This is a genomic window from Agromyces sp. NPDC057865 (genome assembly GCF_042796995.1).
In the GTDB taxonomy this organism is placed as follows: Bacteria; Actinomycetota; Actinomycetes; order Actinomycetales; family Microbacteriaceae; genus Agromyces.
In genome coordinates this window covers 13,998-33,503 of sequence record NZ_JBHVMJ010000001.1, presented here as the reverse complement: position 1 = coordinate 33,503, position 19,506 = coordinate 13,998, and the positions used below count along the sequence as shown (strand labels likewise).

Annotated in this window: 15 protein-coding genes; 9 read left to right on the top strand and 6 right to left on the bottom strand. The window is 70.3% G+C overall.

Going from position 1 to position 19,506, the window contains the following annotated elements; genetic code table 11:
* Positions 1–17 precede the first annotated feature (17 nt).
* The 5 genes from ACFVN5_RS00135 (at position 18) to ACFVN5_RS00115 (ending at position 5,808) form a co-directional block, all read left to right on the top strand.
* On the top strand, positions 18–1,529 hold the full coding sequence (locus ACFVN5_RS00135; protein ID WP_376952597.1) for an alpha-N-arabinofuranosidase: 1,512 nt from the start codon (positions 18–20) through the stop codon (positions 1,527–1,529).
* Complete coding sequence (locus ACFVN5_RS00130) at positions 1,526–2,926, top strand: glycoside hydrolase family 5 protein (RefSeq protein WP_376952596.1); 1,401 nt, start codon at positions 1,526–1,528, stop codon at positions 2,924–2,926. The genes ACFVN5_RS00135 and ACFVN5_RS00130 overlap by 4 nt, the downstream gene beginning before the upstream one ends.
* 150 nt (positions 2,927–3,076) lie before the next feature.
* Positions 3,077–3,493 (top strand): aspartate 1-decarboxylase, encoded by a 417-nt coding sequence (gene panD / locus ACFVN5_RS00125; RefSeq protein WP_376952595.1) that lies wholly within the window; start codon positions 3,077–3,079, stop codon positions 3,491–3,493.
* A 240-nt stretch (positions 3,494–3,733) separates the two neighbouring features.
* The gene (locus ACFVN5_RS00120) at positions 3,734–4,153 is read left to right on the top strand and encodes an ArsR/SmtB family transcription factor (protein ID WP_376952594.1); all 420 of its coding nucleotides are present in this window, start codon (positions 3,734–3,736) and stop codon (positions 4,151–4,153) included.
* Positions 4,150–5,808, top strand: coding sequence for a SulP family inorganic anion transporter (locus ACFVN5_RS00115; RefSeq protein ID WP_376952593.1), 1,659 nt, complete (start codon positions 4,150–4,152; stop codon positions 5,806–5,808). Before ACFVN5_RS00120 ends, ACFVN5_RS00115 begins: the two co-directional genes overlap by 4 nt.
* A gap of 35 nt (positions 5,809–5,843) precedes the next feature.
* Here ACFVN5_RS00115 and tal read toward each other — a convergent pair whose 3' ends face one another.
* Entirely contained in the window at positions 5,844–6,956 is a 1,113-nt protein-coding gene (gene tal / locus ACFVN5_RS00110) for a transaldolase (RefSeq protein WP_376952592.1), read from the bottom strand.
* A gap of 137 nt (positions 6,957–7,093) precedes the next feature.
* Here tal and ACFVN5_RS00105 point away from each other — a divergent pair, with 137 nt between their 5' ends.
* Positions 7,094–7,468 (top strand): hypothetical protein, encoded by a 375-nt coding sequence (locus ACFVN5_RS00105; protein WP_376952591.1) that lies wholly within the window; start codon positions 7,094–7,096, stop codon positions 7,466–7,468.
* A 137-nt stretch (positions 7,469–7,605) separates the two neighbouring features.
* Positions 7,606–8,604 carry a lytic transglycosylase domain-containing protein gene (locus ACFVN5_RS00100; RefSeq protein ID WP_376952590.1) on the top strand — a complete coding sequence of 333 codons (999 nt, stop codon included), beginning with the start codon at positions 7,606–7,608 and terminating at the stop codon, positions 8,602–8,604.
* Between the two features lie 266 nt (positions 8,605–8,870).
* Here ACFVN5_RS00100 and ACFVN5_RS00095 read toward each other — a convergent pair whose 3' ends face one another.
* On the bottom strand, positions 8,871–9,350 hold the full coding sequence (locus tag ACFVN5_RS00095) for a MarR family winged helix-turn-helix transcriptional regulator (protein ID WP_376952589.1): 480 nt from the start codon (positions 9,348–9,350) through the stop codon (positions 8,871–8,873).
* 322 nt (positions 9,351–9,672) lie between these two features.
* Between ACFVN5_RS00095 and ACFVN5_RS00090 the strand changes: the two genes are divergently transcribed.
* Entirely contained in the window at positions 9,673–11,751 is a 2,079-nt protein-coding gene (locus ACFVN5_RS00090) for a primary-amine oxidase (RefSeq protein WP_376952588.1), read from the top strand.
* 30 nt (positions 11,752–11,781) lie between these two features.
* On the opposite strand, the gene ACFVN5_RS00085 is transcribed toward ACFVN5_RS00090, so the two are convergent.
* From ACFVN5_RS00085 to upp, 3 genes are all read right to left on the bottom strand, one after another.
* Positions 11,782–13,587: a phospholipase D-like domain-containing protein gene (locus ACFVN5_RS00085; RefSeq protein WP_376952587.1), complete on the bottom strand. Its 1,806-nt coding sequence runs from the start codon at positions 13,585–13,587 to the stop codon at positions 11,782–11,784.
* A 128-nt stretch (positions 13,588–13,715) separates the two neighbouring features.
* Entirely contained in the window at positions 13,716–14,483 is a 768-nt protein-coding gene (locus tag ACFVN5_RS00080; protein ID WP_376952586.1) for a winged helix-turn-helix domain-containing protein, read from the bottom strand.
* 535 nt (positions 14,484–15,018) lie between these two features.
* On the bottom strand, positions 15,019–15,654 hold the full coding sequence (gene upp / locus ACFVN5_RS00075) for a uracil phosphoribosyltransferase (RefSeq protein WP_376952585.1): 636 nt from the start codon (positions 15,652–15,654) through the stop codon (positions 15,019–15,021).
* A 71-nt stretch (positions 15,655–15,725) separates the two neighbouring features.
* Between upp and tadA the strand changes: the two genes are divergently transcribed.
* Positions 15,726–16,172, top strand: coding sequence for a tRNA adenosine(34) deaminase TadA (tadA, locus tag ACFVN5_RS00070; protein WP_376954275.1), 447 nt, complete (start codon positions 15,726–15,728; stop codon positions 16,170–16,172).
* Between the two features lie 7 nt (positions 16,173–16,179).
* Here tadA and ACFVN5_RS00065 read toward each other — a convergent pair whose 3' ends face one another.
* Complete coding sequence (locus ACFVN5_RS00065; RefSeq protein ID WP_376952584.1) at positions 16,180–19,506, bottom strand: FG-GAP-like repeat-containing protein; 3,327 nt, start codon at positions 19,504–19,506, stop codon at positions 16,180–16,182.

Below are 19,506 nucleotides of genomic sequence, written 5' to 3'. Positions count from 1 at the left end.
CTCTCGATCGAGGACCCATGATCTCTGCACACCTCACCGTCGACCCGCACTTCGTCGTCGGGCCCATCAACCGCCGGCTCTTCGGATCCTTCGTGGAACACCTCGGCCGGTGCGTCTACGACGGCATCTACGAACCGGGCCACCCGCAGGCCGACGCCAACGGGTTCCGGCGGGACGTCATCGAGCTCGTCAGGGAGCTCGGCGTCTCGACCATCCGCTACCCCGGGGGCAACTTCGTCTCCGGCTATCGCTGGGAGGACGGGGTCGGGCCGCGACAGTCCCGTCCGCGACGCCTCGACCTCGCGTGGCACTCCACCGAGACGAACGAGATCGGGCTCGACGAGTTCGCCACCTGGCTGCGCGAGGTCGACAGCGAGCTCATGTACGCCGTCAACCTCGGAACCCGGGGAGTCCTGGACGCACTGGACGTCCTGGAGTACGCCAACACCCGCTCGGGAACCGAACTGTCCGACCGGCGCATCGCGAACGGCGCGGTCGAGCCGTACGGCATCCGGATGTGGTGTCTCGGCAACGAGATGGACGGCCAGTGGCAACTGGGTCACGGGACCCCCCGCGAGTACGGCCGTCTGGCGGTGAAGACGGCGCGCGCGATGCGGCAGGTCGATCCGACGCTCGAGCTCGTCGCGTGCGGCAGCTCCAGCGCCCAGATGCCGACCTTCGCCGAATGGGAACGCATCGTGCTCGAGGAGACCTACGACGAGGTCGACTTCATCTCCTGCCATGCGTACTACGAACCCGTCGACGGCGACTACGCGAGCTTCCTCGCATCCGCCGTGAACATGGACCGGTTCATCGACTCCGTCGTCGCGACCGCCGACCATGTGAAGGCGCTGCGCGGGAGCAGCAAGACGATCAACATCTCGTTCGACGAGTGGAACGTCTGGTACCAGTCACGCTATGCCGATGTGGATCGCATCACGGACGTCGATCAGTGGCCGGTCGCGCCGCGGCTCCTGGAGGACGTCTACTCCGTGGTCGATGCCGTCGTCTTCGGCAACCTCCTCATCTCCCTGCTGCGGCACGCCGACCGTGTGACGGCGGCGAGCCTCGCCCAGCTCGTGAACGTGATCGCGCCGATCATGACCGAACCGGGCGGCGCCGCGTGGCGGCAGACGACCTACTTCCCCTTCGCCGTCACGTCACGACTCGCGCGCGGCGTCACCTTGGAGCTGAAGCTCGACAGCCCGAGCTACGAGACCGATCGGCACGGGGTCGCCACGGTCGTCGACGCAGTCGCGACGCACGACGAGTCGACCGGAAGCACCGCGATCTTCCTCGTGAACCGCAGCCTCGAAGAGGAGGTGGAGATCGTCGTCGACACCAGCATCCTCGGCGACGTCGGGATCGTGAGCGTCGAGAGCCTCTGGGACGACGACATCCATGCCGCGAACACGATGCAGGACCCCGAGCGGGTGGCCCTGCGCCCGAACGACAGCGCGAGGATCGCCGACGGCGCCCTCCGCATGACGCTGCCCCCCGTCTCCTGGACGGCGGTGAGCGTCCGGTGATCACGCGCGGCGACGTGCTGCAGGTCGAGGGCACGCGGATCGTCGACGCGGATGGGCCGTTGCTGCTGCGCGGGTTCGGTCTCGGCGGCTGGATGAACATGGAGAACTTCATCACTGGGTATCCCGGGACCGAGTCGCAGCACCGTCGCGCCATGCGCCGTGCGATGGGCGACGCGGCCTACGAGGCCTTCTTCGAGCGGTTCCTCGAGGTGTTCTTCACGGACGAGGACGCCGCGTTCCTGGCGGATCTCGGGCTCAACTCCCTGCGCATCCCCTTCAACTACCGCCACTTCGAGGACGATGACGCGCCCTTCGTGGTGAAGGAGGAGGGGTTCCGGCTGCTCGACCGCGTCGTCGAGGCCTGCGCCGAGCACGGGATCTACACGATCCTCGACCTGCATGCGGTCCCGGGTGCGCAGAACCAGCACTGGCACAGCGACAACCCCACGCAGTGGGCGCACTTCTGGACCCACCCGCACTTCCAGGATCGCGTGGTGCACCTGTGGGAGGCCATCGCCGAGCACTACCGCCACAACCACTGGGTCGCGGGGTACAACCCGCTGAACGAGCCGGCCGATGCGCACGGCGAGGCCATCGGTCCGTTCTACCGTCGGCTCGAGACCGCGATCCGCGCGGTGGATCCCGACCACATCCTCTTCCTCGACGGCAACCGGTACTCGACCCAGTTCGACCAGCTCGGGGATCCGCTGCCGAACACGGTGTACACGGCGCACGACTACGCCCTGCCCGGGTTCGTCGACGGCGGGCCGTATCCGGGCGTCAGCCGTGGGGAATACGTCGATCGTGCGCGGATCGAGGAGACCTTCCTCGCGCGCACCGCGTACATGCGCGAGACGGGGACCCCCATCTGGGTCGGCGAGTTCGGCCCCGTGTACACGGGTGACCCGCTGCGCGACGAGCAGCGGTATCGGCTCCTCGAAGACCAGCTCGCGATCTTCTCCGAGCACGACGCGAGCTGGGCGCTCTGGACGTACAAGGACATCGGCCTGCAGGGAGTGGTGTCGGCCGATCCGGGCTCCGACTACCTGCGACGCATCCGACCGGTGCTCGAGAAGAAGGCCAGGCTCGGCGTCGACTCCTGGGGATCGACCGACACCGGGATCCGGCACCTCATCGAACCGATCGAAGCCCTCTTCGCCGAGGAGTTCCCCCAGTTCGCCCCGTTTCCGTGGGGCGCCCCGCGCTGGATCGCCGGCCACATGCGGCACGTCATGCTCGCGGAGGCGATGGTCGACGACTTCGCCGAGCTGTTCTCCGGCATCTCCGAGGACGAGGCGACTCGTCTCGCCGACGCATTCCGCTTCGATCGCTGCGTCGTCCGCGAGCCGCTCGCGCGCATCCTCACGACGGCGACCTCCGCGAGCTTCCCGGTGTGATGGTCGGGAGGGCGGGGCCGCCCGGGCTCGGGTCTCCGGGCCCGGGCGGACCTCGTATATACGAACGTGGTCGGTTCGAGCCTGCGGTCCTCTCCTTCATCCGCCGACACGTTCGGACTGCATCCGCCGCCTCGGGCTAGGCTCTGGCCCGTGCTGCGCACCATGCTGAAGTCCAAGATCCATCGCGCCACCGTGACGCACGCCGACCTGCACTATGTGGGCTCGATCACGATCGACCGCGACCTCATGGATGCCGCGGAGCTCCTTCCGGGCGAACAGGTGGCTGTCGTCGACGTGACGAACGGCGCCCGACTCGAGACGTACGTGATCGAGGGGGAGCGCGGCAGCGGCGTGCTCGGGATCAACGGCGCGGCCGCGCACCTCGTCCACGAAGGCGACCTCGTCATCGTCATCTCCTATGCGCAGCTCGACGACGCGGCGGCGCGGGCGTGGCATCCGCGCATCGTGCACGTCGATCGTCGCAACCGCATCGACGAGGTCGGGTCGGATGCCGCGGCGGTGCCCGTCGACGTCATCGAACTGCGCCGGCCGCCGCTCGCCGTCTGAGGCGGCTGGAGCGGCACGAGGGACTCGTCCCGCTCGATCGGGACGGCCGCGACCGTTTCCGTGGGATGCCGCCGGCGCTCGGGTCGTCGCTCGCACGGCACACGATGCGCCTCGAATCCGATCGATCGCCACCGCGGCGCGTGGGCGCGAGCTGACGACGATCGATGCCGTCCAGCGGCAACGGGCCGAATGGGATGGCATAATGACTTGATGGATTCATCAATCCATTGAGGAGTCGTCGTGTTCACGGATGCCAGCCGCCCGCTGTACGAGGTCAAGGCCAACCTGTTCAAGGGCCTCGCGCACCCCCTGCGCGTGCGGGTGCTCGAGGTGCTCGCCGCGGCGGACGGCGAGGACACGCCGGTCGCCGATCTGCTCGAGGCGACCGGCCTCGAGGCGTCGCACCTGTCGCAGCACCTCGCCGTGCTGCGTACGCACCGGCTCGTGACCGCCGAGCGGCGGGGCAACCAGGTGCTCTACCGGCTCGCGTACCCGCAGGTCGCCGACCTGCTGCGGGTCGCGCGCGTCCTCCTCGGCGAGATCCTCCAGACGACCGAGCAGCAGCTCGTCGCGCAGGCCGAGCTGCCGGAGCTTCCCGAGCGCGGGGAGCACTCGACCGGCCCGGCGACCACGACGACGCGGGCGGTCGCCCGCGCATGACCCGCCCGACCGTGCGGCGCGTGGCCGGCGGCATCCGCTCGCTGCTGCCCGGCGCCGCGGACTACCGCGACCTGCGCCGCACATGGAGGGGTGACCTCATCGCGGGCATCACCGTCGGCATCGTGGCGCTGCCGCTCGCCCTGGCGTTCGGCGTCAGCTCGGGCGCGGGCGCCGAGAGCGGGCTCGTGACCGCGATCGTGGCCGGCGTCGTCGCCGCCGTGTTCGGCGGATCGAACGTGCAGGTGTCGGGGCCGACCGGCGCGATGGTCGTGGTGCTCGCGCCCATCATCGCGACGCACGGGCCCGGCGCACTCGCGGTCGTCGGACTGCTCGCGGGCGCGATCGTGCTCCTCGCGGGCGCGCTACGGCTCGGCCGGGCGGTCACGTTCATCCCGTGGCCGGTCATCGAGGGGTTCACGCTCGGTATCGCGGTCATCATCTTCCTGCAACAGGTGCCGGCGGCCCTCGGCGTGCCGGCGACCGAGGGCGCGAACGCGGTGGTCGGCGCGATCGACGCGATGCTGCAGGCGTCATGGTCGGATGCCGCGTGGTCGCTCGTGATCGTCGCGGTCGTCGCCGCGCTCATGCTCGTCGCCCCGCGCGTCCATCCGCTCGTGCCGGGATCCATCGTGGCGATCGTCGTCGTGACGGCGGTGACGGCGTTCACCGCGCTGCCGGTGGCGACGATCGGCGCGCTGCCGAGCGGGCTGCCCGCACCGGCGATCCCCGCTCTCGATCCGGCCGGCCTCGCGGGGCTGCTCCTGCCCGCCGCGACCGTGGCCGCGCTCGCCGCGATCGAGTCGCTGCTCTCGGCGCGGGTCGCGGCATCCATGGCTGACACCGGACCCTACGACGCGGACCGCGAGCTCGTGGGCCAGGGGCTCGCATCGATCGTCTCGGCGCTGTTCGGCGGCATGCCCGCGACGGGCGCGATCGCGCGGACGGCGGTGAACGTCCGGACCGGCGGGCGCACTCGGCTCGCGGCGATCGTGCACGCGCTGCTGCTCGCCGGGATCGTCGCGGTCGGCGCGGCCGTCGTGGCATCCATTCCGCTCGCGGCGCTCGCGGGCGTGCTCATGGTCACGGCGACGCGCATGATCTCGGTCGCGACGGTCCGCACCGTCGTCCGGTCGTCGCGCGCGGATGCCGCGGTGTTCGTCGCCACCGCGATCATCACGGTCAGCGTCGACCTCATCACGGCCGTGCTCGTCGGCATCGCGGTCGCCGCGTTCCTCGCCCTGCGCGCGGTCGCACGCTCGAGTGGGGTGCATCGAGAGGAGCTTCCCGGGCCGGCCGAAGCGGCCGACGAGCGCATCGCACTGTTCCGGCTCGACGGCGCGCTCTTCTTCGGTGCGGCCGAGCGCATGCTCGATCGGGTCGCGACGCTCCGCGACGTCGACGTCGTCATCATCCGGATGTCCCAGCTCCAGCTGCTCGACGCGACCGGTGCACAGGTGGTCACCGAGCTGATCCGCGCGCTCGAACGCCGGGGCGTCACGGTGCTCGTGAAGGGCGTGCAGCCTCGGCACCTCGAGCTCGCGCGCCGCGTCGGCGTGATCGACTCGCTGCGGCACCGGAACCATCTCTTCGACGAGCTCGGTGCGGCGGTCGAGCACGCGCGCAGTCACACGCGGCGGGCGGCCGCCGCGAGGTGAGGCCGGCCGCGGGTCGGCCGGGGCCGCGAGGCCGGCTACCGCGCCGCCTCCAGCGCGGTGCGGACGGTCTCGACCAGCTCATTCCACGAGACGTCGAACTTCTCGACGCCCTCGCGCTCCAGCGTGGCGGTGACGTCGTCGTAGTCGACGCCCACCTTCGCGAGCGCGTCGAGAACGGCACCCGCCTCGGCGTACGACCCGGTGACGGTGTCGCCGCGGACCTCGCCGTGGTCGAAGGTGGCCTCGAGCGTCTTCTCGGGCATGGTGTTCACCACGCCCGGGGCGACCAGTTCGACGACGTACAGCGTGTCGGGCAGCGCCGGGTCCTTCACTCCGGTCGATGCCCAGAGCGGGCGCTGCCGCTTCGCGCCCGCCGCCAGCAGTGCCGCGGCGCGGTCGGACGCGAACGCCTCCTGGTACAGCTGGTACGCGAGCTGGGCGTTCGCGACGCCGGCCTTGCTCTTCAGGGCGAGGGCCTCGTCGGTGCCGATGTCGGTGAGGCGCTTGTCGATCTCGGTGTCCACGCGGGACACGAAGAACGACGCGACCGAGTGGATCGTCGACAGGTCGATCCCAGCCGCCTGCGCCTGCTCGAGACCCGTGAGGTACGCGTCGATGACCTCGCGGTACCGGTCGAGGCTGAAGATCAGGGTGACGTTGATGCTGATGCCGGCGCCGATGGCGGCGGTGATCGCGTCGAGGCCCTCGATGGTCGCCGGGATCTTGACCATGGCATTCGGACGGGCGACCTTGTCCCAGAGTGCGTGCGCCTCGGCGATGGTGCCCTCGGTGTCGTGCGCGACGCCGGGCTGGACCTCGATCGACACTCGACCGTCGTAGCCGTCGGTGCGGTCGTAGACGTCGCGCAGGTGGTCGGCGGCATCTCGCACGTCGTGCGTGGTGATCTCGAAGATGGCGTGCTCGGCGTCGGTGCCCTGTGCCGCGAGATCATGGAGCGCCGACGTGTACGACTCGCCGTCCGCGAAGGCGTTCGCGAAGATCGTCGGATTCGTCGTGACGCCCACCACGTCGCGCTCGGCGATCAGCCGTTCGAGCTCGCCGGTGGTGATGCGCTTCCGCGAGAGGTCGTCGAGCCAGATGCTGACGCCGGCCTGCGACAGGGCGGCGGTCGGGGTGTTGGTGCTCATGGCTCCAGTCTCCGCCGCTTTCCCGCGGGCGTCGAGCGGATGCCGCGCCGTCCGCCCGAGGGATCGGCGCCGATTACCGACCGAACGTGCCGCGATCGCCGGTAGCCGTGCGCGGCAGACCCGCGTACCGTCGAGCCATGGCGAAGGTACTCGAGGGACTGGCGGAATCGCTGCCGACGTGGGGCGCGAAGATGGCGTACGGCGAGAAGACCACACTGAACGGGCAGGACTTCGTGCCGGCCGCGCTCGTGGTCTTCGGGTTCGGCGGAGGCGAGGGCTCAGGGGAGTCCGAGGGGCAGGGCGAATTCCCGGCGGGCCACGGCGAGGGCAGCGGCGGTGGAGGCGGCGGCTACGCGATCCCGGTGGGCGCGTACATCGGCGGCCCGAACGGACTGAAGTTCCACCCGAACCCGGTCGCGATGATCGCCCTCGCCGTGCCGCTCGTCACGGCGGTGGGTTGGGCGGCGTCCGCGATGGTCCGGCTCACTAGGGTGCGCCGGCGCTTCCGCTGATCGGCTCAGCCGAGCCTGGTCGACCTACGCGGGTGGAAGCGCGCCGCGGTGAGCACCGGACCGGCGCACGGCCGAACGGCTTCGAACGGTTCTGATCGCGGTAGTGACGCCGCGTACCCCGCTGGGTAGTCTGGATCGTGCGGTTCGACGCCGCGATGGCAGGGACGCGCAACGACGGCGGGCGACCGCCCGACGAGCGGCCCGAATGGAGCACCACGATGAGCTGGGATCCGTTCTCCGACGAGGACGACGACGACGATCGACGCCGTCGAGCCCCCGGCGAGGCGCGCGGTGCGCGAGTGTGGCGCGGCACCCGGAGCACGCTCGGCTGGACCGGCGTGGTCGCGGGCATCGTCGCGCTGGCCGTCGGCGCCGTCTACGCCGTGAACGTCGCGGGCCTCGGGGCAAAGCCCGGCGGATTCGAGTCGCAGCTCGACAACGGGCAGAAGGTCGCCCGGCCGCTCCTCACCGGCCCGATCACCACCACCACGACGACCACCCCGCCCCTCGCGCCGGTCGAGGGCGCTGAGGAGCCGGCATCGCTGTCGAGCTCGGGAGGATTCCCGATGCCCTGGGTCGACTCGGAGTGGATCGCGCAGGTCGCCGCGGCGACGGGCATCCCCGGTCGCGCGATGGAGGGCTACGTCGGCGCGCACCTCGCCGTCGCAGCCGACCAGCCCGAGTGCGGCCTCGACTGGACCACGGTCGCGGCCATCGGCTCGATCGAGTCGAACCACGGACGCCACGGCGGCGCGACGCTCGGCGACGACGGCTACCCGTCCAAGCGCATCGTCGGCCCGCCGCTCGACGGCAACGGCGTCGCGGCCATCGCCGACACCGACGCCGGCGAGTTCGACGGCGACACCGTCTGGGACCGCGCCGTCGGACCCATGCAGTTCATCCCGTCGACGTGGGCGCGCTGGGCGAGCGACGGCAACGGCGACGGACTCTCCGACCCCAACCAGATCGACGATGCGGCCCAGGCGACCGCCCGCTACCTGTGCGCCTCCGGTCCGATGACGAGCGTCGAGGGATGGCGCGCGGCCGTGTTCTCGTACAACCACCTCGACTCCTACGTCGACAAGGTCGCGTCGATCGCGAACGAGTACGCCGCGGCATCCGCCATCGGAGGCTGAGCCGGCGGCAGGTGCCGAGTGGGCGCCGAGCGGATGCCGCGCGGCCGCCGCGTCGGGTTGCGCTGCGCCCGACGTGGTCGAGCTCCCCGCAACGGAGCGCCTCCCTCGGGAGGGCTTGTCGTTGCGGGGAGCCCGGTACGGTGGCGACCCGAAACGCCACCGTTCGGCCGACGCAGGAGCGGGCCTCCCGGTGAACGTAGCAGACGCGTGTCCCCCGAATCCACGGGTTGCGCGTACCCCGAACGGGGCGATTCCTGCGGAGGGCCTCAGGCCTCCGGCGACTCGTCGGACCGCTGCGCCCGCTGCTCCTCGCTCACGCCCAGGCGCAGGCGGTCGCACAGCTCGGTGAGGGTGCGCAGCTCGTCCTCGTCGAGCGAGCTGCCGACGTGCCGCGTGATCGCGTCGACGTGCGTGAACGCCACGCTGCGGAACAGCGTGAACCCCTCGTCGGTGATCGCGACGATGGTGCCGCGTCCGTCTTCAGGGTCGTGCTCCTTCGTGACCAGCCCACGCGACGTGAGGCGGTCGACGAGGCGGCTCACGCTCGGTTGCGTGATGAGCACCGAGCGGTTGAGGTCCTTCAGCCGCAGGCGACGCCCCGGCGCGCGCGTGATGTTGAAGAGCACGTCGTACTCGTTGAGCGAGATGACCCCGCTCGGGAACTCCGCGGCCAGGGCCCGCATGATCGTGACCTGGGCTCGGAAGAGCGACTCCCATGCGGCGACCGTGATCGCGCGTTCCGCCACCCTCGGCTCCCCTCGACGTCTTCGACCGTCGTGCCTGTCGACGCGACTGATCCAAGAATAGGGAACCGGCGCCCGGAAACGGGTGAGGGCCGGTCGTAGAGGCTGACGACCGACCCTCTCCCTTGCACCAAGAGTGTCCTGCAATCACATTCCGCACCGACCGCCACAGCAAACAGTCGGTGCTCTAGAAATATATAACGGATCGATAACGGGCGCTAGTTATCGTTCCGTGATTTTTCAAGATTTCGTCCCCCGGGTGGGGGAGGCCCTCCACACCCGCGGTCCTCGATCGGTTGTACCATCGAACCCGAAGGTACGACGCATGACCGTCCTCGACCCCGTCGCTCCGATCGACGAGACCCCGAGCATCGCCCACCCGCTTTCGAGCCTCACCGCCGGCGAGATCGTTCGCGTGCGCGAACTCGTCATGGCGAAGCCCGACTTCACGCCGACCACGCGCTTCGCGTACGTCGGGCTCGACGAGCCCCACAAGCACGACGTGCTCGCCTGGCAGCACGGCGACGGCCCGTTGCCCGAGCGCCGCGTGCGCGTGCTGTTGCTGGACCTGGCCACCGGTCGTTCGACCGACGACATCGTGTCGTTGTCCGCCGGCGAGGTGGTCTCCACCGTCGTGCTCGACGGTTCGCACGGTCAACTCCCGGTGCTGATCGAGGAGTTCGAGGCGGTCGCGGAGATCACCGCCGCCGATCCGCGTTGGGTCGACGCGCTCGCGCTCCGCGGGTGCACGCCCGAGAACGTGATCTGCGCGCCGCTCTCGTCGGGCTTCTACGGCTACCCAGACGAGGAGGGCCGTCGCATCCTGCGCGTGCTCGCGTTCCGGCAGGATCACCCGAAGGACCACCCGTGGGCGCACCCGGTCGATGGCCTCTCGGCCTACGTCGACGTGCCCAACCGCGAGGTCACCCGCATCGTCGACGCGGGTGTCATGGACATCCCGGCCGAGAGCGGGAACTTCGACGACCCGGCCGTGCAGGGCGAACCGCTCTCGACACTGCGGCCCATCGTGATCACCCAGCCCGGGGGCCCGAGCTTCACGGTCGACGGCGAGTCGGTGTCGTGGGCGAACTGGCGGTTCCGAATCGCGTTCGACACGCGAGAAGGGCTGGTGCTGCGCCAGCTCTCGTTCGTGGAATCGGGCGAGGAGCGCCCGATCGTCTACCGCGCCTCGATCGATGAGATGCTCGTGCCCTACGGCGACCCCTCGCCTGCGCGGTTCTGGCAGAACTACTTCGACACGGGGGAGTACCTCTTCGGCCGCTTCACGAACTCGCTCGCGCTCGGATGCGACTGCGTCGGCGAGATCCGGTACTTCGACGCGGTGCTCGCCGACGAGCTGGGCAACCCGTTCACGATCGAGAACGCCATGTGCATGCACGAGGAGGACTTCGGCACGCTCTGGAAGCACTCCGACATCTTCACGGGGTCCCACGAGGTGCGCCGGTCCCGTCGCCTGGTGATCAGCTTCTTCACGACCGTGGGCAACTACGACTACGGCTTCTTCTGGTACCTCTACCTCGACGGAACCATCGAGTGCGAGGCGAAGCTCACCGGCGTCCTGTTCACGTCGGCCTATCCGGGGCTCGATGGCGACGGGAACGACTACCCGTACGCGAGCGAGGTGGCGCCCGGGCTCGGCGGCCCGTATCACCAGCACTTCTTCAGCGCCCGCCTCGACATGATGGTCGACGGCCTGGCCAACGCGGTCGACGAGATCGACGTCGCCAGGGTGCCCGTCGGCCCCGGCAACGAGCACGGCAATGCGTTCACCAGGAAGGTGACGCGTCTCGCCACCGAGCAGGGCGCGGCCCGTGTGGCCGATGCCTCGGTGTCACGCGTCTGGGCGATCTCGAACACCGAGCGCACCAACCGCATGGGCCGGCCGACGTCGTACGTGCTGCACCCGACCGAGTCGCCGACCCTGCTCGCCGACGCGTCGTCGTCGATCGCGAAGCGCGCCGAGTTCGCGACGAGGCACCTGTTCGTGACCCGGTACGACCCGGCGGAGAAGTACGCGGCCGGCGACTTCGTGCACCAGAACCCGGGTGGCGACGGCATCACCGCGTACATCGCGGGCGACCGCCCGCTCGACGGCGAGGACATCGTCGTCTGGTACACCTTCGGCCCGACCCACTTCCCACGCCCCGAGGACTGGCCGGTCATGCCGGTGGACTCCGCCAAGTTCGCGTTGAAGCCGAACGGCTTCTTCGGTGCGAACCCGGCGCTGAACGTGCCGGCCCCGGACGACGCGGCGCACTGCTCGGTGCATGCCGAGCACGAGCACGGCCACGGGCACGAAGGCCTTGCGGAGGATGCGCGCGACGGCCATGCGGAGCACGCGCACGACCATCACCCGGACGTCCCACACGGCGATCCGGCCTGAGCCCCGTCTCGGCCGGATCGGCTCTCCCGCTTAGATCGCCATGTTCACGTACTGGTCGACGCGCTTGGTGCGCAGGGTGCCCGGTGCGTACTTCTGCAGCCAGCCGTCGTCCTCCTCGAGCGCGAGCGATCCTGCCGTGTTCGGGGATGCTGCGGCCGGCGTGCCGTGACTCGTGCGATCGACGACGGCGCGGAAGTAGTAGTGGTTGAAGAGCCGGTTGAACTCGGTGAAGTAGATGTCGGCGACGCGCCGGTCGCCGCGGATGATCACCATGTTCTCGTCGTTGGCGTTCGTCGACGGCTCGCTGAAGTTCGCCGACCCGGTGACCACGATCGGGTCGGCGCCGAGCGGGTCGTGCAGCAGGAACTTGCAGTGCATGAACGCGACGTGCGAGTTGAGCCCGAGCTTGCGGTTGTCGGTCTCGACGACCCACTGGCCGAGCGGCGTCGAGATCTCCGAGCCCGAGGCCTGGTAGACGTTGTTGCGCGAGTTCAGGCGGATGAACGGCTTCGTCGATCGCGCGTTCGGCCGGTCCTCCTTCTCGAGCAGCAGGAAGCAGAGCGGACCGGCCGGCGTGTTCTGCGCGAGGGCCTCCTTGAATGGTGCCGGAACGGTGAAGGCGAACGTCATGCACGCCAGCGACGACGCCTGCGATGCGAGCTCGACGTAGAGGTCGAGGGGTGCGAGGCCCGAGCGCGGGCTGAACACCGGGGTCGTACCGGGTGGGATCGCGGCGAGCGCCGGAGCCGGGGAGAGGCCCGCGACGTCGGCGTAGAACGCGGCGTTCCGGGTGCGCACGGTCGACGCCGAGTCGCCGACGCGTCCGCCGGGGTCCTGCTCGAGCAGGTGCCAGTAGTCGAGGTACGCCTGCGCCACCGCGCCGTCGCGGATCCAGTGGCCGACGTTCGCCTGGCCGTGCACGCCGCCGTCGGTGAGGTTCGTGGAGCCCGTCCACACCTGCGTGGGCTTCCCGGCGGCCGTCAGCAGCACCATGAACTTGTTGTGGGCGATCGACGACCGCCGCGCCTCGCGCTTCACGATGGCCGAGTCGGGGATGCCGGCGTCGCTGATCGCCTGGAGGTTCCGCAGTCGCGGGTCGCTCGCGTGGAACACGGTCCTGGTGGTGCCGTCGGGCTGCTTCTCGTTCGTCGTGTGCTCGTTGACCTTGAGGTCGATGACGAGCTCGACGTCGACGCGCTGGTCGATGGCCTTCTTGAGCTCGGCGAGCACCGGGGCGTAGGTGAACTCGTAGAAGCATCCGCGGATCGCCTGGCCCGGCCGAGCCGCACGGATGAACCGGACCATCGCCTCGTCGAGGTCTCGGCTGAGCCACGCGAGCGCCTCCCTGCGCTTGCGCTCGGTGGGCTGCTGGTCGGGCGGGAGGTTGCCGAACCGCAGCGCGTAACGCTGGCTCGACGCGACGCCGCGGTTGAAGAAGACGTCGTGGGTGCTCCCGTAGAGCTGCTCGGTCTCGACGTCGAGTTCGACGACGGGCCGCGTGCGGTCGAGGTTCTTGGGAAGGCCTGCCAGCGGGTGGAAGCGATAGGTGTAGGGCCGGCCGGGCTTCGCGGTGAAGTCGTCCCAGACGAGGCTCTGGATCGGATGCTCGAACGTCGAGACGGTGATCGAGGCGTCGGGCGTCGGGATGACGCTCGGGAACACCTTGAAGCCGCTCATGAAGTACTGCTGGTGCTCGGTCGGGTCGATGCGCTCGACGGCGAATCCGAGCAGGCCGGCTCGCGCCGCGGCATCCGCTTCGATGCCGAACGAGACCGTGTTCGTGCCCGTGACGGCGAAGACCCGGATGCTGCCCACCACCGATGACCTGAAGCGCATCCCGACGCACCCCCTCGGGGGATCCGACGACCCGCACCCCATCGACCCGCTCGCGTGCGGTCCCCCCGGTTGGAGGCTACTCCCGCCCGGGTTCGCGCGCGAGCGTGGAACCCGGGCTCCTCACCCGATCAGTACAGGTCGGGCGACGGCGTCGAGGCCTGGCGGATCGAGACGTCGGCGTGGCGGTCGAACCGGTAGCCGACGCCGCGCACCGTGCGCACGATGTCCTGGTAGTGGGCGAGCTTCGAGCGCAGGCGGCGCACGTGCACGTCGATCGTGCGCTCGCTCGGGGCCTCGTCGTCGGCGTCCCAGAGGCTGTCGATGAGCTCGTGGCGGTCGATGGTGCGGCCCTCGCGGAGCACGAGGTACTGCAGGAGCTCGAACTCCTTGTAGGTGAGCCCGGCGGGCTCGCCATCGAGCAGGACGCGCTTGCGCGAGATGTCGATGATCACGCCGTTGGGGTGGCGGTCGGCGTCGTCGCGGACGCCCTGGCTCTCGCGCTGCTTCGCGAGGGCGGCCGGGTCCTGGAGGGCGAGGCGCACGACCTCGACGTCGCGACCGCCGGCGCCCTCGGGGGCGAGTGCGACGGCGGCGTAGGTCTCGGCCGACGGCGCGACGTCGGCGGTGAGGGTGCGGAGCGCCTCGACGATGCGGTGCAGCGTGGTGCCGTCGGCGACGGCCTTGGCCTCGTCGATGCCGACGTAGAGCACGAAGCCGCGGGCCTCGGTGCCCTCGGGCACGGCGCGGACGCGGGGTGCGGCGGGGGCGGCGGGAGCTGCCGGAGCGGCGAGCTCGACCGGACGCGGCGCGATCGAGACGGGGCGAGCGGGCACGGCCGGGAGCGACGGGGCGGTGCGGACGGCGGTGGAGCGGACGGGAGCGAGTGCGAGAGACATGACGTTGGTCCTTGTGGAGTCGGTGCAGCGTATGGACCCCAAGACGGTGGCGGGGTCGATGCGAAAGGCCGTTCGGCCGGGGAACCCCGTGGAGCGGGTTCGGTGGAGTCCGAGCCGATCAGGATGACGATCGGAGACGGGAACTCGGCGGTCGGGTCGCGGTCAGCGGCACATTCGACAACACATGGGCGCACGCGCCGACATCATGATGTCGGCATTCCTGGTCACCTCGCGGGCGGTCAGGTTGCGTGCGGTGTCAGTCATGGGTGCCAGTGAAACGGATACGCGAGCGTGTGTCAATTCGTGACGCCGGCATGACGGGGTGTGACGACGCAGACGGTGCGCGCAGCGGCGCGGCATCCGGGAGGATCGGGTGAGCGGATTACCCAACCGCAAGAATCTGCGAAAAGGGGGCCTTCAGAAAAATCTTCCGCAGTCGCATTCGCACCAGCGTGTCAGAGCGCGAAGATCCTGCGGTGATCGATGCGCGAAGTCGCGGAGTGTACGGCAGCGCCGGTGTGTGACGCGCCGAGGGCTACTCGACGGTGCCGTAGAGCCGGTCGCCGGCGTCGCCGAGCCCGGGCACGATGTAGCCGTGCTCGTTGAGGCGCTCGTCGACGGCGCCGAGCACGACGGTCACCTCGCGGCCGTGCAGCGCGTCCTCGACGGCCTTGAGGCCCTCGGGCGCCGCGAGGATGCAGATCGCCGTGACATCCGTCGCCCCTCGCTTGAGGAGGAACTCGATCGCCGCGGTGAGCGAGCCGCCCGTGGCGAGCATCGGGTCGAGCACGAAGCACTGGCGGTCGGAGAGGTCGTCGGGCAGGCGCTCGGCGTAGGTGGTGGGCTCGAGGGTCTCCTCGTTGCGCGCCATGCCGAGGAAGCCGACCTCGGCGCTCGGCAGGAGCTTCACCATGCCCTCGAGCATGCCGAGTCCCGCGCGCAGGATCGGCACGATCAGCGGCTTCGGGTCGGCGATGCGAACGCCCGTGGTGGGAGCCACGGGCGTCACGATCTCGACGGGTTCGACGCGGACCCCCCGCGTGCCCTCGTACGCGAGCAGCGTCATGAGCTCCTCGACCAGGGAGCGGAAGACCGGCGACGGCGTGTTCACGTCGCGGAGCACCGTCAGCTTGTGGGTGATGAGCGGGTGGTCGGCAACGTGGACTCGCATAGGCTCGAGTCTAGTTGCGGGGGTTCTCGCGGAGGGAGGGGCTCGTGGACGTGCCGATCCACCGCGAGTGGATGCGCCAGGCCCTCGCCGAGGCCGCGCAGGCGCCTGCGACGCGCGACGTGCCGGTGGGCGCGATCGTGGTGCGCGACGGCGCCGTGATCGCCGCTCGCCGCAACGAGCGCGAGCTGACGAACGACCCGACCGCGCACGCCGAGGTCCTCGCCCTGCGCGACGCCGCCGAGGCGATCGGCGACTGGCGCCTCACCGACTGCACGCTCGTGGTCACGCTCGAGCCCTGCGTCATGTGCGCCGGCGCGATCGTGAGCGCGCGCGTCGGCACCCTCGTGTTCGGCGCCTGGGACGAGAAGGCCGGCGCGGCCGGCTCGCTCTACGACATCGTGCGCGACCGGCGGCTCAACCACCGCGTCGAGGTCTACCCGGGCGTCGACGCCGAAGCATCCGCCCGGTTGCTGCTCGAGTTCTTCGAGGATCCGCTGCGCCGTCCCGAGCGGGACTAGCGACGCCTCAGCTCACGAAGGCGAGGTGCCCCCATCCGGTGCCGATCACGGCGGGAGTCCCCCACGCGTTGCTGCCGCGCCCTGGGTACAGCCACAACCGGCCGGTTCGGTCCCGGCCCATGACGTCGTCGAACCCGTCGCCGTCGAAGTCGCCCGACCCGAGCACCGCATCGAAGATGTTCCAGCCGGTCCCGACCCGGGCCGGGGTGGCCCAGCCGCCGCTGCCGGTCGCGGGGTAGACCCACAGGTCCCCGGCAGCGGTGCGGCCCATCACGTTCGCACCGGCGGAGCCGCCGAAGTCGCCGACGGCGAAGACCTGGTCGAACATGTTCCAGCCCGACCCGACCTTCGACACGGCGCCCCAGCCGCCCTTCCCGTCACCCGGGTACAGCCACAGGTCGCCGGCACCGTCGCGTGCCATCACGTCGACCTTGCCGTCGCCGGAGAAGTCGCCCGGGCTGAAGATCGCGGTCAAGTGGCCCCACCCGGTGCCCACCACGCCCCAACCCAGCCAGCCGCCCTTCCCGTCACCGCGATACAGGTGCAGCCGTCCGGCGGTGTCGCGGGCCATCACGTCCTCGTGTCCGTCGCCGGAGAAGTCGCCGGCGGCGAACACGTGGTTCATCGCCGTCCACCCGGATCCGATCGTCGACGCGCCCTTCCACCCGGATGCCCCGTCGCCGGTGTACATCAGCATCGCCCCGGTCGACGTGCGGGCCAGCACGTCGACCGTGTCGTCGCCGGAGAAGTCCCGGTCGAACGCCGGGAAGGCGACCTTCGCGGTTGGGGTCGATGTGGTCGCGGCGGTCGCGTATCCGGGCTTCGTGCCCGTGACCTGCACCGTGATCGAAGTGCCCGCGTGCGCGGCCGTGAGCTTGAGCGTCGACCCGGTCGCACCGCCGACCGCGACACCACCCGCGAACCACTGATACGCGTACGAGGTGCCGCTGATCCACGTGCCCGGGCTCGCCGACAGGGTCGACCCCGTCACCGCGGACCCGCTGATCGTCGGCCGTGCGGTGGTGAGCGTGCCCGCGGCCACCGCACCGGTCGGCCCCGAATCCTTCGACACGGTGGCGTAGCCCGGCGCGGACGCCGTCACCCGCGCGGTGAACACCTTCCCCAGGTGGCCGGCCCGTAGCTCCAGCGACGGACCTGATGCTCCGGCAAGCGGCGACCCGTCGGCGAGCCACTCGTACGCGAGGGACACACCGGGCGTATCCGACGTCGCAGCCACCGTCAGCGTCGACCCCACCACCGCCGAACCCGACACCGTCGGCGTCGACACCGAAGCCTGGCGCGCGAACTTCGCGTCGATGTCCCTGGACTCCTGCGCCGCCACGACCACGACGGTGCTCGCTGTCGAAGGCGACGTCCCGCCATCGAAGTACTGCTCGGCGATGAAGGTCGCCGGATCGCCCGCGACGGTGGAACGACCGAAGGCCACCCGGTACCGCCCGGGATACAGGTCGATCGACCAGGAGCCGTCCGCCTGAACGGTCGCGAATCGGGCCCCGGACGAGGTGGGAGTGGCCGCCTCCGGGTACACCGCGACCGTACGGTCGGTGAGCGGAACGCTCGTCCCGTCGGGCGACGTCTCGACGACCGCCCCGCTGATGCGGCCGCGTTGGGCAAGCACCTGGTGTGCGAGCCGGACCTTGGCCCCGCCGTCCACGACGATCGGCGTGGCATCCGCGAGCTGTGTCGCATCGCGGTACCACCGAACGTCGACGCCGAACGGCGCCAGAACCGGATCGGGTAGCGGGCGGTCGAACGAGAGCCGGTAGGAACCGTCGGAGACGAAGCTGAAGGTGAACTCGGCGAACGCGTTCGGCCACGTGGTAGCGACGACATCGCCCGTCGCGGTGGTCAGGGTCGCCCGCACACTCGTACTCCCCGACCACTCGGCCGAGACGGTGCCCGAGATCGAGCCGGAAGCCAGACGGAAGGGGAGCCGGTCGCCGATGATCCCCTGCCCGCCGCCTGCCTGGATCCAGACCGGCGTCGGCTCGACCTCAGGCGCATCATGCACGAAGCCGGCTGCGGTGTACACCCAGGTGTCCTCGCGGAACTCCACCCGGAGCTCGGCGAGCGTGGGGAGGTACGGCGCAGCGGGGAACGACGAGAAGCCGCCTTGGTCCGTGCTGGATCGGAACGATTCGCCGCTGGCGATGGACGTGACCACTGTGACCGCACCCGGCACCGCCGTGCCATCCTGGTCCCTCACGTAGATCGAGCGCTGTACCGGGCCGACCGGCGGCGGTGGTGCATCGGGGTAGACCGCGTCGATGCCCGTGGTCTCGATCGCGGGTTCAACGACCACGACCTTCGCCTGCGTCGGCGAGGCCATGCCGTCGTAATACTGGTCGGGCACGAAGACCTTCTGCGTGCCGCCGACCGGCGTCAGATACCGCCCGAAGACGACTTGGTACTCGCCGGGCTCGACGTCGCGCCTCCAAGCTCCGTCTGGCGCGAACAGCACCACGTAACCCGCGTACCCGCGTGTCGGAGGCTTGCCGCTCGGATACACCACGACCGCCCGCGTCGGGTCGACAAGGGTCGTCTGGGTGCCGTCCTCGGCCTCGGTCAGCAGTACCCCGCTGAGCCGGCCCTTTGCCCCGAGCCGGACGTCGATCCCGGTGAGAGCCTGCCCCTCCTCGATCGTCACGACGACGCGTGGGGACGAGGTCGTGCCGAACGGGGCGTCGGCGGCGCCGCACGCGCAGGTCGCCCACACCTCGAACGTTCCCGGAGGGACCTCGAGGACGGCGTATCCGCCCTCGTCCTCCGATGTCCCGAAGCCGCCGCCGCCGTCGTCGCCGACGCCACCGACGCGCCGGACCTCCACCCGTGCTCCGGCAACCGGCGTCCCGAGCGCGGTCAGCACCGTTCCCGAAATGGTTCCCGTGCCACGGACGATCGGCACCTGCCCGTCGAGCCGCTCGCCACCGTCGGCCGAGCTGACCATCGTCATCAGGTCGGATCCGTACATCGAGAAGCCCTCGGGGATGCGTCTCCAGGTGCCGCCCTGTCCCACGCCGTCCCAGCGGATGCTGACCCAGTACGCGGTCGGTTCGGCAGGCGCATTCGAGAAGGTGGCGACGCCATCCGGCCCCGTCGCCGCGCCGACCACCTGCCCGCCGATCTGGACCGGTTGGAGGCGGATGTAGGCCTCCTCGAGCGGTGCACCTGTGGCGTCCGTCACGATGATGGAGTTGTACACCTGGTCGTCCGCATCGGTGGCGGCAGCCGCGGGCGTGGGGGTCGCCAGCCCGGCGAGCAGCAGGGCGGCCGCCGTGATCGAGAACAGGCTTCGGGTACGGGGGCGCGACAT